Below are 14,880 nucleotides of genomic sequence, written 5' to 3'. Positions count from 1 at the left end.
CATCAATCCTCCACCTGCAGAATGGCCAGGAATGCCTCTTGCGGCACCTCGACCGAACCGATCTGTTTCATGCGTTTCTTACCCGCCTTTTGTTTCTCAAGGAGTTTGCGCTTGCGGCTGACGTCGCCGCCATAGCACTTGGCCAGCACGTTCTTGCGCAAGGCCTTGATGGATTCGCGCGCGATGATGTTGGCGCCGATGGCGGCCTGGATGGCCACATCGAACATCTGCCGGCTGATGATTTCGCGCATCTTGGCCGCGACCGCACGGCCGCGGTACTGGGACTGGCTGCGGTGCACGATGATGGACAGTGCGTCGACCTTTTCGCCGTTGAGCAGGATGTCGACCTTCACCACGTCAGAGGCGCGGTACTCCTTGAACTCGTAGTCCATCGAGGCGTAACCACGGCTGACGGATTTGAGCTTGTCGAAGAAGTCCAGCACGATCTCGCCCAGGGGCAGCTCGTAGGTGAGCATCACCTGGCGGCCGTGGTAGGCCATGTTCATCTGGACGCCACGCTTCTGGTTGGCCAATGTCATCACGGCGCCCACGTAGTCCTGCGGCATGTACAGGTGCACGGTCACGATGGGCTCGCGGATCTCCTGGATGCGTCCCTGGTCCGGCATCTTGGCCGGGTTCTCCACCATGATGACTTCGCCATCGCCCTTGACCACCTCGTAGACCACGCTGGGTGCGGTGGTGATCAGGTCTTGATCGAACTCGCGCTCCAGGCGCTCCTGCACGATCTCCATGTGCAGCAGACCGAGGAAGCCGCAGCGGAAACCGAAACCCAGAGCCTGAGACACCTCGGGCTCGAACTGCAGCGAGGCATCGTTGAGCTTGAGTTTTTCCAGGCTGTCACGCAGGGAGTCGTATTGGTTGGCCTCGGTCGGGTACAGACCGGCGAACACCTGGGGCTGGATTTCCTTGAAACCGGGCAGCGCTTCGGTAGCCGGCCCCAGGTTGTTGGGCAACTTCTTTTCAAGTGTGATGGTGTCGCCCACCTTGGCCGCCTGCAACTCCTTGATGCCAGCAATGATGTAGCCCACCTCACCCGCCTCCAGCGATTCACGCGGCAGGTTGGCCGGTGTGAACACACCGAGGTTGTCGGCGTTGTACACCGTGCCCGTGGCCATCATCTTGAAGCGCTCACCGCGCCCGAGGCGACCATCCACGACGCGCACCAGCATCACCACACCCACGTAGCTGTCGAACCAGCTGTCGATGATCATGGCCCGCAAGGGAGCATTCGGGTTGCCTTTGGGGGCCGGAATCTTGGCGACGATGGCTTCGAGAATCTCGTCGATGCCCATGCCGGTCTTGGCCGAACAGGGAATCGCGTCGGTGGCGTCGATGCCGATCACGTCCTCGACCTCGGCCTTGGCGTTCTCGGGATCGGCCTGCGGCAAATCCATCTTGTTGAGCACCGGCAGCACCTCGACCCCCAGGTCGAGTGCGGTGTAGCAATTGGCCACGGTCTGGGCCTCGACACCCTGCGAAGCATCCACCACCAACAGCGCGCCCTCACAGGCCGACAAAGAGCGGCTCACTTCATAGGAGAAGTCGACGTGGCCGGGGGTGTCGATCAGGTTCAGGTTGTAGACCTGCCCATCCTTGGCCTTGTACTGCAGCGCAGCGGTCTGCGCCTTGATGGTTATCCCACGCTCTTTTTCGATGTCCATCGAATCAAGCACCTGTGCCTCCATCTCACGCTCTTCAAGGCCTCCGCAGCGCTGGATCAAGCGGTCGGCCAGCGTTGATTTGCCGTGGTCGATGTGGGCGATGATCGAAAAATTTCTGATGTGATTCATCAACGAGAACGCTTAAGTAATTGAATTGTCTGGAGGAGGCACAAGAAAAAAGGGCGCGTCTTGTGGCGACGCGCCCTGAACCAACAATCTATGGCAACTGCGATAGTTGGAGCTTCATTGTAGGCAAAAAGCCTGGGACGTACAGCCCGAGCAAGACCAAGACCTCGTCGTTGCAACACTGCAACAAGATATTTATCCACAGCTTATGCACAAATTGAACGAAGAAATTCTGAACAACTTGTGGGTGATCTGTGGATCACCATCTTTCGACGATCTGGCTTCCCGTATCGTGGTTTTTGATCTTCTCGATATGCCGAAGCGCATCGGTCAACAGGGCAATTCTACCTAAACGGCGAATTAGGCCCTGAATACGTGAGCACCTGCACACTTTTTATCCCCAAGCCCACCCCTGTTTGAAAAAAGCACCGACCTTGTCCAAAACGGGACATCTGCGTGCGCAAACCCGAGCAGGCAGAAGGGTTGAAACAAGGCCGGCATCCCCATCAGCGGGCCGGACGCAATGTGGCGAGTTGGGTCCAGTCGCCACGGCGGAACAGCACACTGATCACCTTGCTGCGATCCGCCTTGGCCAATGCCTGCTCAAAATCCTTCACAGACAGCGTTTCGACATTGGCCACGGAGAGGATCACGTCACCTTCCCGCAAACCGGCCCGGGCCGCCGCCTCGGTCGCAGCATCGACACGCACCCCACCCTTGAGCTTGAGTTCCTTCTTCTGGGCAGCCGTCAGCTCAGTGACCACCAAGCCCAAGGACTGTGCCGCCGAGGAACTGCGCGGCTTGTCATCGCGATCGCTCTTGCGCGCCGCCACCGAGTCGGGCTCGATTTCTGCCACCGTGATCGCCAGATCGCGATTGGCGCCGCGCCGGAACACCGTCAGGGTGCTGCGCGAGCCAGGCTTGGTGTTACCCACCAGACGCGGCAGATCGGCACTCTTCTCGATCGGCTTGCCATCAAAGCGCAAGATCACGTCACCCGGCTCCACGCCGGCCTTGTCTGCAGGCGATCCAGACTCAACCCCTCGGACCAGGGCACCTTGAGCCTTGGACAGGCCGACCGAATCGGCGACCTCCTTGGTCACCTGATCGATCTGCACGCCGATGCGACCCCGCGAAACGCGTCCGCTGACACGCAGCTGGTCACTCACCCGGATGGCTTCATCGATCGGAATGGCAAAGGAAATGCCCATGAAGCCGCCCGAACGGGAGTAGATCTGGCTGTTGATGCCAATGACCTCCCCACGCATGTTGATCAAGGGCCCACCCGAGTTGCCTGGGTTGATCGCAACATCGGTCTGGATGAAAGGAAGGTAATCACCCGTTTCGCGTTGTTTGGCGCTCACGATACCGGCCGTGACCGTGTTCTCCAGGCCGAAGGGCGAGCCAATGGCCATCACCCACTCCCCCACCCGCAGACGGGCCACATCACCCAGCTTCACAGCCGGCAATCCGGAGGCTTCGATCTTGACCACAGCCACATCGGTGCGTTTGTCAGAGCCGACGATGCGGGCCTTGAACTCGCGCTTGTCCGTCAAGGTGACCAGCACCTCATCGGCATCTTCCACCACATGGGCATTGGTCATGATGAAGCCATCGGGCGTCAGGATGAAACCGGAGCCCACCCCCCGTGGCTGCGCTTCCTCCTCGGGCTGGGGGCGCTGCTGCTTGGGCGTCTGGCGGGGCACCTGCGGCACCGGCAGACCAAAGCGGCGGAAGAACTCCAGCATGTCTTCATCCATGCCAGTGCCGGCCCCAGCCCGGCTGGAGACTTTTTCAAGGGTTCGGATGTTGACCACCGAAGGCCCCACTTGATCGACCAGGTCTGTGAAGTCTGGCAATGTCCGCTGCATTGGCGCACTTTGGGCTTGCGCCGCGTGCGTCGGAAACAGAGACAACGCGGAGGCACTGCCCACCGCCGCCAGCAGCACCCAGGCGTTCAGGCTTTTTTTCCAGGGGACGATTGGCATCATGGTCCTTTCAAGAATCAATTCATGCATCAAGTCAGAAACACCAAAGGCCCGGGGCGTGATTCGCAACGGGCCGACGAAGGCTGGCAGGGGTTTTACTTGAGTCGCTCAAGGTTCTGAACAAACAGCTTCAAGGTCTGAGCAGGCACTTCGCCCACCAGGGTCACCCACCAATCGCCGAGCACCCGCTTGCCCAGGGTTTGCGTGGCCCCCATGGAGAGTTGCACTTCATCGGCGGCACGTGGCTGGCGGTCATAGGGCTCGATGAACAGAGAGACCGTGGCCAGGCCATCAGAAAAGGTCCATTGCAGCGTGGGCTCCGGTGGCCCCTTGGGTCCGATCGTGGGGGCGGCAGGCATGCCGCGCCTGTAGCAACTGACGGTCTGGAAGCCAGCCACGGGGCCCTTCAAGGCCCAACCTTCCTGTTGCGCCGTGGTCTTGGTCAGATCTGGGTGCTCCACCCGATACCCGCTGGTGGCCGCCATCATCTGGGCCAACTTTTCCATCTTCACATTGGCGTCAAGGTCCAACTCGGAAAAAGCGGCCTGCTCCAGCACCCGCCCGTCAGAATCCAGGGTCTGGATCTTGACCACCAAACCAGACTTTTTCTCGCTCCAGATGCGGTAGCCGAAGCGTTGTACATCTTTGGGTTGAATCAGCACCACATCCGCATCAAAGCCGGCCACCCGATCCACGCCTTGCGCACTGGCCTGGTACAAATTGGCCAGCGCCGGGTCCGCACCCCGCCGCAGATTGGGGAACACGCCCAGCGACTCGCGCTTTTCGGCACGCGCCACACGCAGTTCAGGCAAAAATGTGATGACCTGATCATTTCGGCGCAACGTTGAACGAGGCGGCCCGGTCAGCGCATCGATGCGTTCCATCTGTACATCGCCATCACAAACATGCCAGATGCGCGAGCTGTACATGCCCCCCGCCGCTGACATCACCACAAACGTGCCGACATAGGCCTTGCGGCTGGATGCGTTGTGCATCCGCAGCAACCACTGGTTCAAATCCAACTCAGGAGGAGCCGGCTTGACCACGGGGGCCGGTCCGACCGTTGCCTGGGTGAGTGGTTGCGGCTGTGCCGCCAAAGCGCCTGAGCACGGGCCTACCGCGGCAACCAAAGGCAAGAATGCGCACACGATCACCCGTCGCAAGTTATCCGTGCCTGAGGCAAAGCTCACCGTGAAGCCCCCTCAAACGTTGCATTGCGCAAGAAACCTGCGGGCGTCTGCAATGCAGAGGCACCGGCAGCCTGCTTGTGGGCCGCCAGCAATTCATCCAGACGGGGATCGCGCAGCATGACGGCTCGCTCGTCTCCCGGCAGCGAAACCGTCACAGCCTGAACAGCCGCCGTCGGCGCCGAGTTGGCAGCCAATTGTTCGCTCAATTGTCCCGAACCTTGTTGGCCCAACACACCCCAGCCGACGGCCGCGACCGCGACCACTGAGGCCAGCCCGGCCACCATGCGCCAACGGAAGAGGGGTTGATTGGCCGCTTCAGCCTGAAAGGTTTGCGGCGCCACAGGCATGGGCTGCGGCAATGAGACCAAAGGCTCGATCCGCTCTTCGGCCAGACGAGTGCGCAAACGAACCATAAAATCAGGAGACAGGCTGAGCGCAGCGTCTGCAGCCTCTGCAGTCGTGCCCCACTCTCCGCGCAGCACGTCCCGGCTGAGGTGGTAGATGTCCCAGGTGAGGGCCGCATCGTCGTCTGCGCTCATCTGAGCCAGAAGCTTGGCTGCATCGGCGTCATCCAGGCGCCCATCGGCCAGATCGGAGATCAACTCGCGGTTTTCAAGCATTCGATCCATTTGCAATCCCTTGGTTCATCACCAACGTTTCCCCGTCTGATTGGCCAGCAATGGCTTGACCTTGGCCGAAATGGCCTCCCGGGCGCGAAAAATCCGGGAGCGCACCGTGCCGATCGGACAATTCATCACCTCAGCAATCTCGTCATAGCTGAGCCCTTCGATTTCTCGCAAGGTCACGGCCTGCCGCAGATCCTCGGGCAAGGCCTCCATGGCCGAGTTCACGGCTTCGCCGATTTCCTTGGCTGCCAGGACGGTTTCCGGGGTTTCATCGCTGCTTAGTTCGTTTGAAACCGGGGAAGTTTCATCGTCGTCATCACGTCCGCGCAACGCACTTTCGTTCATCACCGGATTGCGGCGCAGATCGACCAAGGCCTTCTTGGCCGTGTTGACGGCGATCCTGTACAGCCAGGTGTAGAACTGCGCCTCCCCACGAAATTGATGCAACGCCCGGTAAGCGCGAATAAAGGTCTCCTGCACCACATCGTCAACCAAATCCGAATCTCGAACCATGCGCGCCACAAGCCGAGCCACACGCCGCTGATATTTCAGAACCAGAAGCTCAAACGCTCGTTGATTGCCCGCGACCGCGCGCTGTACCAACAGCAAATCACTGTCGTCCTGAGCTGGCGATAGGGTTGTGGGGGGCTGGGTCATTGAATAGAAGACAGCAACAAGCTCAAGACCCGGTGGGCTCTTTCGACGGCTCGCGTGCAGCGCGCGAATATACCGCACAGCGCAGCAGGTGCCAGCGAGATGGCTCGCTGCGTCGCTCCAGCCAGACCCACTTCGCTCGCCAAACACCGGTAGCGCGCCAGCGAAGCAGCAACACCCACTGCAAGTCCATCATCACCTGGAGCGTACCGTCGCCAGCCCACACAGACCGATTGGGCATGCGGCGGTGCAGGACCCAGGTGGAGCCATCCCAGACCAACTCGCCAGCCTCGAAACCCCATGCTGACCGCCAAACGAACACCAGCGCAGGCAGACACAGGCAAAAGGCCATCCCTGCGTGCAGCATCGACGGCTCCGTCTGGTACGCCCAGAGCGCAATACCGACGAGAGCAGCAACAAAAACGCCCCCTTCCCACGCCCATCGAAGCCCAGAGGGCTTCACAGGGTAGCGAACAGGGGGCGCGGTGTGCATCAATCAGCAACCGACATGTTGAACAAGTTGACCAGAAGCAAAGGGCCAGCAGCCCCATGCAGTGCGATCAACTCAGTCGTTTGAAGACCAGCGTGCCGTTGGTGCCACCAAAACCAAAGTTGTTCTTGACGGCCACATCAATCTTCAGATCACGGGCCTCATTGGCGCAGTAATCCAGATCGCAATCCGGATCCTGATTGAAGATATTGATGGTCGGCGGGCTCTTCTGGTGGTACACGGCCAAAGCTGTGAACACACTTTCGATCCCCCCAGCGCCACCCAGCAAGTGCCCGGTCATCGACTTGGTCGAATTCACCACGGTCTTGTAGGCGTGATCGCCCAGTGCCGCCTTGATGGCATTGGTTTCGTTGGTGTCGCCCAGAGGCGTCGAGGTGCCATGGGCGTTCAGGTAATGGACCTGATCCGCGTTGATACCGGCGTTGCGCAACGCCATTTCCATGGAGCGGCGTGGACCGTCCACGTTGGGTGCCGTCATGTGATAGGCGTCACCCGACATACCAAAGCCGGTCACCTCAGCGTAGATGCGGGCACCACGGGCCTTGGCGTGCTCATACTCTTCGAGCACCATGACACCCGAGCCTTCGCCCAGGACAAAACCATCACGGTCCTTGTCCCACGGGCGGGAAGCAGTCTTGGGATCGTCATTGCGGGTGGACAGCGCACGCGCCGCCGCAAAGCCGCCAATGCCCAAAGGCGAGACGGTCGACTCAGCACCACCAGCCACCATGACATCGCAATCGCCGTACTCGATCATGCGAGCCGACAAACCGATGGCATGCAAACCCGTCGTGCAAGCAGTGACCACTGCCACGTTGGGGCCCTTGAAGCCATATTGAATGGAAACATGACCCGAGATCATGTTGATGATCGAGGCCGGAACGAAGAAAGGAGAAATTCTTCTCGGCCCACGATTGGTGTATTCGCCATGGGTCTGCTCGATCATCGGCAGGCCGCCGATGCCAGAACCGATGTTGCAGCCGATGCGGGCTGCCTGCTCCTCGCTCAGCGCGTCGCCAGTCGGCAAACCCGAATCAACCACCGCCTGCATGGCCGCAGCCATCCCAAGGTGAATGAAGCGGTCCATGTGACGCGCCTCTTTCTCGGGGATGTACTGGGTGATGTCAAACCCCTTCACTTCACCCGCAAACTTGCAGGCAAAAGCGCTGGCGTCAAACGACTTGATCAGGTCGATACCAGACTGGCCGGCCAACAAATTGTTCCAGGACTCGGCAACCGTATTGCCTACGGGGCTGATACAACCCAGGCCAGTGACGACAACGCGACGACGGGACATATGAAAATCTCAGTTTGGCCGGACGCGAAGCGCCGGCGGTCTGTGACAAGCCAGGCAAAGCCGCAAGGCCCTGCCGGCCCGCACTCCAAAAGTGTAGGACCGGTCCGCTGGGGACTCAGGCCTTGTGGTGCGTGTTGGCGTAGTCGATCGCGTTTTGCACCGTGGTGATCTTCTCGGCGTCTTCGTCCGGGATCTCGATGCCGAACTCGTCTTCCAGAGCCATCACCAGTTCCACCGTGTCCAGAGAGTCTGCGCCGAGGTCAGCGACAAAGGCCTTTTCGTTAGTGACTTGAGACTCTTCCACGCCGAGTTGTTCGGCGATGATTTTTTTGACACGTGCTTCGATATCGCTCATGGTTCCCTCTGAGGGTTGTGAAAAGATCCGTGATTTTAGCCGCCCCGGAGAACATTCCCGAAGCATTTGCCGCACGGACCATTCGGCTTTGATCTGCTTCTAATTTACATGTACATGCCGCCATTGACATGCAACTCTTGACCGGTCACATACGAAGCCTGCGGAGAGGCCAGATAGGCGACGGCATGAGCGATGTCAGCGGGCTTCCCCAGATGACCCAGAGGGATCTGGGTCAGCAAGGCTTTTTGCTGCTCTTCAGGCAGCGAAGCTGTCATGTCGGTATCGATGAAACCTGGGGCCACGCAGTTCACCGTGATGCCTCGGCTGCCCAATTCACGAGCCAACGCGCGGGTCATGCCCGCAACACCCGCCTTGGCAGCAGCATAGTTGGCCTGCCCCGGATTGCCCGATGCCCCCACGACGCTGGTGATGCTGATGATGCGTCCATAGCGCTGCTTCATCATCTGGCGCATCACGGCACGGCTCATGCGAAACACCGATTTCAGATTGGTATCGAGCACCGCATCCCAGTCGGCATCCTTGAGACGCATGGCCAACATGTCGCGCGTGATGCCCGCGTTGTTCACCAGCACCTGCAAGGCGCCCTGCTCTTTCACGATGCGATCGATCAGCGCCTCAACAGCCGCGCCATCGTTGACATCCAGCCTGGCCCCCAGGCCACCCACGGGTGCCAGGGTCGCCGAGATGCGGTCAGCACCCTCGTCGGTGGTCGCGGTACCGATCACCTTCAGGCCTCGCTGAGCCAGCTCAAGTGCGATAGCCGCACCAATGCCACGCGATGCGCCAGTGACCAGCGCCACCTGGCCTTCAAACTTCACTTCACTCATGCCAACAATCCTTTGGTTTCTGCCAGTGTTGCAGGATCCAACACCACACCGCCGACCAACTCGGCATCGATGCGCTTGGTCATGCCCGCCAACACCTTGCCTGGGCCACACTCAATGACGTGCGACACACCACGCGCCTTGATCGCCTGCACACACTCAACCCAACGGACGGGTTGGAAGGCCTGGCGGTAAAGAGCATCGCGAATGCGCTCAGGATCCGATTCCACCTGAACATCCACATTGTTGACCACCGCAATCTGAGGCACCCCCAGACTCAGTGTCGCCAACTTTTCACGCAGCTTCTCGGCCGCAGGCTTCATCAGGCTTGAATGGAATGGCGCGGAGACAGGCAAGGGCAAGGCTCGCTTGGCACCTTGAGACTTGAGGTATTCGCAGGCCTTTTCGACGCCAGCCTTGGTGCCGGCAATCACGGTCTGCACCGGGTCATTGAAATTGACCGCCTCCACCACGTCCGACGACCCCACACCAAACTCAGCAGTGACCGCCTGACAGCCGGCCACGACCTGCGCCGCAGGCATGCCCAGGATGGCCGCCATGGCTCCGACCCCGACCGGCACCGCCTCCTGCATCGCAGCAGCACGGAAACGCACCAGAGGCGCAGCCTGCGTCAGCGTCAACACGCCCGAAGCGACAAGCGCGGAATACTCACCCAAGGAGTGCCCCGCCACCACCGAAGGCAACAGGCCAGTTTCGGCGACCCAGGCCCGGTAGGCTGCCACCGCTGCCACCAGCATCACCGGCTGGGTGTTGGTGGTGAGCGCCAGCGCCTCTTTGGGACCGGACTGGATCAGCGCCGCGACATCCTCACCCAAGGCGTCCGACGCCTCACGCAAGGTGTTGCGCACCTCAGGATGATCACCCCAGGCATCAAGCATACCCACCGACTGGGAGCCCTGACCTGGAAATACAAATGCAAATGGAGTCATGTTTTTTGGAGACTGGACAAACTAGAACCACATCACCGCAACACCCGACTGCGACAGAGCACGGGGGCGGCGACACCCAGACAGGGACCGATCCATGCAGGCCAGCCCACAAGCCAGCCCCACAGATGCCCACCAACAATGCCGATCAGTAGCGCAGGAAGACTGCGCCCCAGGTAAACCCACCACCGACACCTTCCAACATCAGGTGCTGGCCTCGCTTGACCTGACCGGCACGCACCGCCGAGTCCAGCGCCAGAGGAATGGAAGCCGCCGACGTGTTGCCATGCTGATCCACCGTCACCACCACCTTGTCGAGGGGAAGTTTCAGCTTGCGCGCCGTGCTTTGCATGATGCGGATGTTGGCCTGGTGTGGAATCAACCAGTCGATATCAGCATCGGTCTTGCCTGCTTTGGCCAGGGTGGCACGCGCCGCGTCCTCCAACACCCCCACAGCCAGTTTGAAGACCGCCTGACCGTCCATCTTGAGCAGAGGGTCGCCCAAAACCTGCCCACCAGAGACATGCCCCGGCACGCACAGAATGCCAACATGCTTGCCATCAGCGTGCAGATCCGAGGCCAGGATGCCCGGCTCATCCGAGGCCTCCAGCACCACAGCACCGGCGCCGTCGCCGAACAACACACAGGTCGTGCGGTCCGTGAAATCGAGCAGTCGCGAGAACACCTCAGCGCCCACCACCAACGCACGCTGCGCAGCGCCCGACTGGATCATGGCATCCGCCACGGTCAGGGCATAGACAAACCCACTGCAAACAGCCTGCACATCAAAGGCTGCCGCACCGGCGTTGCCAAGCTTGTGTTGAAGAATGCACGCCGTGGAGGGGAACACCATGTCAGGCGTCGACGTGGCCACGATGATCAGATCGATCTGCGAAGCCTCAAGGCCCGCCGCCTCCAGCGCTCGCTGACTGGCCTTCAGTGCGAGATCGCTGCTGCCCACATCGGGCGCAGCAAAGTGTCGGGCTCGAATACCGGTGCGCTCAACGATCCACTCGTCTGAAGTTTCGACACCCTTGGTAGCCAATTCGGCCGCCAAGTCTGCATTCGTCAGCCTGCGGGGGGGGAGATAACTGCCGGTACCGGCTATGCGCGAATAACGTCTCATTGTGCGGAGGAGCCCGCCGCGCCGGCCCCGACATCACCCGGCACCACCGCCAACAAGGGCGCAGCGCGAGCAATCCGGACCTTCACGCGGTCAAGCAGGTTGTTTCGGGCCGCATCATACGCCCGGTTCAAGGCCTGCTCGAAAGCGAACTCATCGGCCGAGCCATGGCTCTTGAACACCAGGCCACGCAAACCCAAAAGGGCCGCACCGTTGTAGCGACGGTAATCCATGCGCTTTTTCAACGAAGAAAGAACGGGATAGGCACAGATGGCAGCAATTTTCCGAAAAATACTGCGAGAAAACTCTTCACGCAAAAAACCAACAATCATGAAGGCCAAGCCTTCAGTGGCCTTCAGCGCCACGTTGCCGACAAAGCCATCACAGACCACGATCTCAGTCGTGCCCTTGAAGATGTCATTGCCCTCAACGTTGCCAAAAAAGTTCAGATCCCCCGAACCCGAGGCAGATCGCAACAATTCACCGGCTTTTTTGATCGTGTCATTGCCCTTGATGACCTCTTCACCAATGTTGAGCAAGCCCACAGAGGGGTGGGCCTCATCCTTCAGCACGGAAACCAGGGCCGAGCCCATCACGGCAAACTGCAGCAGGTGCTCGGCGGTGCAATCCACATTGGCACCCAGATCCAGCACCGTGGTCGCCTGGCCTTTGATGTTGGGCATCAAGGCCGCAATCGCCGGCCGATCAATGCCATCCAGGGTTTTGAGCAGGTAGCGGGCAATGGCCATCAAGGCGCCCGTGTTACCCGCAGACACCGCCACATCCGCACGACCATCCTTGACCTGCTGGATGGCCACACGCATCGAAGAATCCTTCTTCTTGCGCAGAGCCACCTCCACGGTGTCGTCCATGCTGACGACTTCAGAGGCGGCCAACACCTCGGCGCGCTCATGCACCAGCCCCGTCAGGGCCTCAGGCTTGCCAACCAGCAAAAGCCGCGCATCCGCATGCTGCTCAAGAAAATGCCGGCATGCTGCCAGCGTGACGCGGGGACCATGGTCGCCCCCCATGCAGTCAACAGCCAGTGTGATCATTCAGAGCTCAATCAACCGCCCAAGCGGTTTCGAAATGGATAGCCAACAAAAGAAAAGCCCGCGCTACTTGGAATGTAGCATCGGGCTTCGATGGCTCCGGAAGCAGATCAGGCTTCGGACTTGTTCTTCAGAACCTGACGGCCACGGTAGAAACCGTTGGGGCTGATGTGGTGACGCAGGTGGATTTCACCAGTGGTGGGTTCCACAGCGATACCCGGCACGTTCAGGGCATTGTGCGAGCGGTGCATACCGCGCTTGGAAGGGGACTTTTTGTTTTGCTGGACGGCCATGTCAGGCTCCTGGACTAAAGGGTTGTTACATGAGCCTGGGGCCAGCGAGAAAATCACGCCAGCACAGGCAAGTTCTGTGCGAAATCAGTGAGAAATCAACTCAATCAGCGCGGCAACCAGATCAAAAAGACGCCGAGGAATTCGCGCGAAGCCTTTGATTATAGCTCATCTCAAAAGCCAGGCCTAATCACTCTTTCTTAAGCTTGGCCAAAGCCGCAAAAGGATTGGGCCTTGCAGCCTCGGCAGCCTTGAATTCCTCATCCTCAACCGCCATGGGCACCGCCTCGGGACAAACCTCATGGCGAGGCACCACGGGCAACTCCATCAGCAGCTCATCTTCGATCAATTCGTGCAGGTTGAACTCGCGACTGATCACCAACACATCTTCTTCGGATTCATCATCCTCGGCTTCCGCCGTCGCCTCATCACGCACGAAGCGGAAGGAACGCTGGCTCGCCAGCAGCACCTCCACCGGCCCAAGGCAGCGCTGGCAGACCTGCACCAGGCTGGCCTCCGCCTCCAGGTGCAGCCACACCTGATCCGAGCCACCCGTCACGGGCCGCGACTCACCTTGCGCCGACCAGCGCACCTCATGCTCATCGATGCCAGTCGGTACAGCCTCTTCTGCCAAGCGGGTAAAGCTCAGCAAGGGCGCCTGCCCCGACAGGGTGTCACCAGCCTGCGCCAAGGCTTTCAGGTCGAGGCGCTCCACGAAATACTCTTTCTTCATGCGCGCAGTGTAAGAGAATCCCCGGCATGACCCCAAGCGCCCCCAACCACCCCAGCCCATCGCGCACCCTGGTGCTGGGCTCCACCTCCCGCTACCGCAAGGAATTGCTGAACCGCCTCGGCCTGCCCTTTGAAGTGGCTTCTCCCGATGTGGATGAAACCCCGCTGACCGGCGAAGCTCCGGCGGAACTGGCCAAACGCCTGGCCCTGGCCAAGGCCCATGCCGTGGCCCGGCAATTCCCCTCGGCGGTCGTCATTGGCTCTGACCAGGTGGCCGACCTGCACGGCGACCCCCTGGGCAAGCCCGGCAACCACGAGCGCGCCGTGGCCCAGTTGCGTCGCATGCGTGGCCAGACCGTCGTCTTCCAGACCGCGGTGGCCGTGGTCTGCCAGGCCACCGGGTTTGCCCAAAGCGATCTGGCCGCCGTGCGGGTTCAATTTCGCGAACTCAGCGACGCCGAGATCGAGACCTACCTGCAGCGCGAAAAACCCTACGATTGCGCCGGCAGCGCCAAAAGCGAAGGACTGGGCATCGCCCTGCTGTCTTCGATCGAAAACGACGACCCCACCGCCCTGATCGGCCTGCCGCTGATCCGCACCTGTCGCCTGATCCAGGCCGCCGGCATCGAGGTGCTGGCATGAGCAAGGCAAATTCACCCCCCCTGGGCCGCCTGTTCCTGGTCCCTGCCCCCCTGGACTTCGGCTGCAACCAGCAAGCGCCGGTGACCGACGTGATCCCGAGCAAAACCCTGATCACGGCCGCCGGCTTGCGCCATTGGGTGTGCGAGAACGCCAAGAGCACACGCGCCTACCTCAAGCGCATTGGCGAGCACCACCCCCTGGTGGCGCCGATACAGGAGCAGGCGCTGCAAGAGCTGCCACGCGCCGTGCACAAGAAAGGCGACCACCAAGCCGGTCAATTTGACGCACGGCCCCTGCTGGCGCCCGCCCTGGCCGGCCATGACATGGGCTTGATCAGCGAGGCCGGCATGCCCGCCGTGGCCGACCCCGGCTCCTCGGTGGTGCGCGCCGCCCACGACCTTGGCATTGAAGTGGTGGCCCTGACCGGACCGGTTTCGCTGCTGCTGACCCTGGCCGCCAGCGGCCTGAATGGACAGAACTTTGCGTTTGTGGGCTACCTGCCTCAGGACAATGGCGAACGCAGCCAACGCCTGCGCGAGCTCGAGTCCCTGGCCCTCAAGACAGGCCAGACCCAGCTGTTCATTGAAACACCCTACCGCAATCAAGCCCTGTGGCAGGGCCTGCTGCAAAGCCTGCAGCCCAACACCCGCCTGGCCATCAGCTACGGCCTGACGCTGGAGCAAGGGCAGAACCGCAGCAAACTGGTGAAAGATTGGCGCCAACAAGCCCATCTAGACCCCAAGGCAGCCGGCAAAGCGAAAGACTTCCCGCCCAACGACCTGCCGGCAGTCTTCGGCATCGGGCGCTGAGGCCCAGCCTC

The 14,880-nt window shown here is 60.7% G+C and carries 15 protein-coding genes; 2 read left to right on the top strand and 13 right to left on the bottom strand.

The annotated features are described in order from the left end of the window. Positions 1 to 2 precede the first annotated feature (2 nt). The 13 genes from lepA to L880_RS0111055 form a co-directional block, all read right to left on the bottom strand. Complete coding sequence (gene lepA, locus L880_RS0111120; protein ID WP_027475740.1) at positions 3 to 1,811, bottom strand: translation elongation factor 4; 1,809 nt, start codon at positions 1,809 to 1,811, stop codon at positions 3 to 5. A gap of 503 nt (positions 1,812 to 2,314) precedes the next feature. Beyond that, a complete protein-coding gene (locus L880_RS0111115) occupies positions 2,315 to 3,799 on the bottom strand; it encodes a DegQ family serine endoprotease (RefSeq protein ID WP_027475739.1) in 1,485 nt (494 codons plus the stop codon). Positions 3,800 to 3,891: 92 nt separating this feature from the next. Then, entirely contained in the window at positions 3,892 to 4,842 is a 951-nt protein-coding gene (locus L880_RS0111110; RefSeq protein ID WP_281174761.1) for a MucB/RseB C-terminal domain-containing protein, read from the bottom strand. A gap of 140 nt (positions 4,843 to 4,982) precedes the next feature. After that, positions 4,983 to 5,606 carry a sigma-E factor negative regulatory protein gene (locus L880_RS0111105; RefSeq protein ID WP_169737751.1) on the bottom strand — a complete coding sequence of 208 codons (624 nt, stop codon included), beginning with the start codon at positions 5,604 to 5,606 and terminating at the stop codon, positions 4,983 to 4,985. Between the two features lie 27 nt (positions 5,607 to 5,633). After that, positions 5,634 to 6,269 (bottom strand): RNA polymerase sigma factor RpoE, encoded by a 636-nt coding sequence (gene rpoE / locus L880_RS0111100; protein ID WP_027475736.1) that lies wholly within the window; start codon positions 6,267 to 6,269, stop codon positions 5,634 to 5,636. 557 nt (positions 6,270 to 6,826) lie between these two features. Further along, complete coding sequence (gene fabF, locus L880_RS0111090; RefSeq protein WP_027475735.1) at positions 6,827 to 8,074, bottom strand: beta-ketoacyl-ACP synthase II; 1,248 nt, start codon at positions 8,072 to 8,074, stop codon at positions 6,827 to 6,829. A 115-nt stretch (positions 8,075 to 8,189) separates the two neighbouring features. After that, complete coding sequence (gene acpP, locus L880_RS0111085; protein WP_019575021.1) at positions 8,190 to 8,429, bottom strand: acyl carrier protein; 240 nt, start codon at positions 8,427 to 8,429, stop codon at positions 8,190 to 8,192. 104 nt (positions 8,430 to 8,533) lie between these two features. Then, positions 8,534 to 9,277, bottom strand: coding sequence for a 3-oxoacyl-ACP reductase FabG (gene fabG, locus L880_RS0111080; protein WP_027475734.1), 744 nt, complete (start codon positions 9,275 to 9,277; stop codon positions 8,534 to 8,536). Further along, positions 9,274 to 10,224, bottom strand: a complete 951-nt coding sequence (gene fabD / locus L880_RS0111075; protein WP_027475733.1) for an ACP S-malonyltransferase — start codon at positions 10,222 to 10,224, stop codon at positions 9,274 to 9,276. Before fabD ends, fabG begins: the two co-directional genes overlap by 4 nt. 145 nt (positions 10,225 to 10,369) lie before the next feature. Beyond that, positions 10,370 to 11,347 (bottom strand): beta-ketoacyl-ACP synthase III, encoded by a 978-nt coding sequence (locus L880_RS0111070; protein WP_027475732.1) that lies wholly within the window; start codon positions 11,345 to 11,347, stop codon positions 10,370 to 10,372. After that, positions 11,344 to 12,399, bottom strand: a complete 1,056-nt coding sequence (gene plsX / locus L880_RS0111065; protein WP_027475731.1) for a phosphate acyltransferase PlsX — start codon at positions 12,397 to 12,399, stop codon at positions 11,344 to 11,346. The genes L880_RS0111070 and plsX overlap by 4 nt, the downstream gene beginning before the upstream one ends. Positions 12,400 to 12,506: 107 nt before the next feature. Continuing rightward, a complete protein-coding gene (gene rpmF, locus L880_RS0111060; protein ID WP_019575026.1) occupies positions 12,507 to 12,689 on the bottom strand; it encodes a 50S ribosomal protein L32 in 183 nt (60 codons plus the stop codon). 187 nt (positions 12,690 to 12,876) lie between these two features. Beyond that, entirely contained in the window at positions 12,877 to 13,419 is a 543-nt protein-coding gene (locus tag L880_RS0111055) for a YceD family protein (RefSeq protein ID WP_027475730.1), read from the bottom strand. Positions 13,420 to 13,445: 26 nt separating this feature from the next. Here L880_RS0111055 and L880_RS0111050 point away from each other — a divergent pair, with 26 nt between their 5' ends. Together L880_RS0111050 and L880_RS0111045 are read left to right on the top strand one after the other, a co-directional pair. Continuing rightward, a complete protein-coding gene (locus L880_RS0111050; RefSeq protein ID WP_027475729.1) occupies positions 13,446 to 14,060 on the top strand; it encodes a Maf family protein in 615 nt (204 codons plus the stop codon). After that, positions 14,057 to 14,869, top strand: a complete 813-nt coding sequence (locus tag L880_RS0111045; RefSeq protein ID WP_027475728.1) for an SAM-dependent methyltransferase — start codon at positions 14,057 to 14,059, stop codon at positions 14,867 to 14,869. The genes L880_RS0111050 and L880_RS0111045 overlap by 4 nt, the downstream gene beginning before the upstream one ends. The last annotated feature ends 11 nt before the right edge of the window (positions 14,870 to 14,880 follow it).

Source organism: Curvibacter gracilis ATCC BAA-807 (assembly GCF_000518645.1).
Classification (GTDB): domain Bacteria; phylum Pseudomonadota; class Gammaproteobacteria; order Burkholderiales; family Burkholderiaceae_C; genus Curvibacter; species Curvibacter gracilis.
The sequence above is the reverse complement of the archived record's forward strand: the minus strand, read 5'-3'. Positions and strand labels throughout refer to the sequence as shown.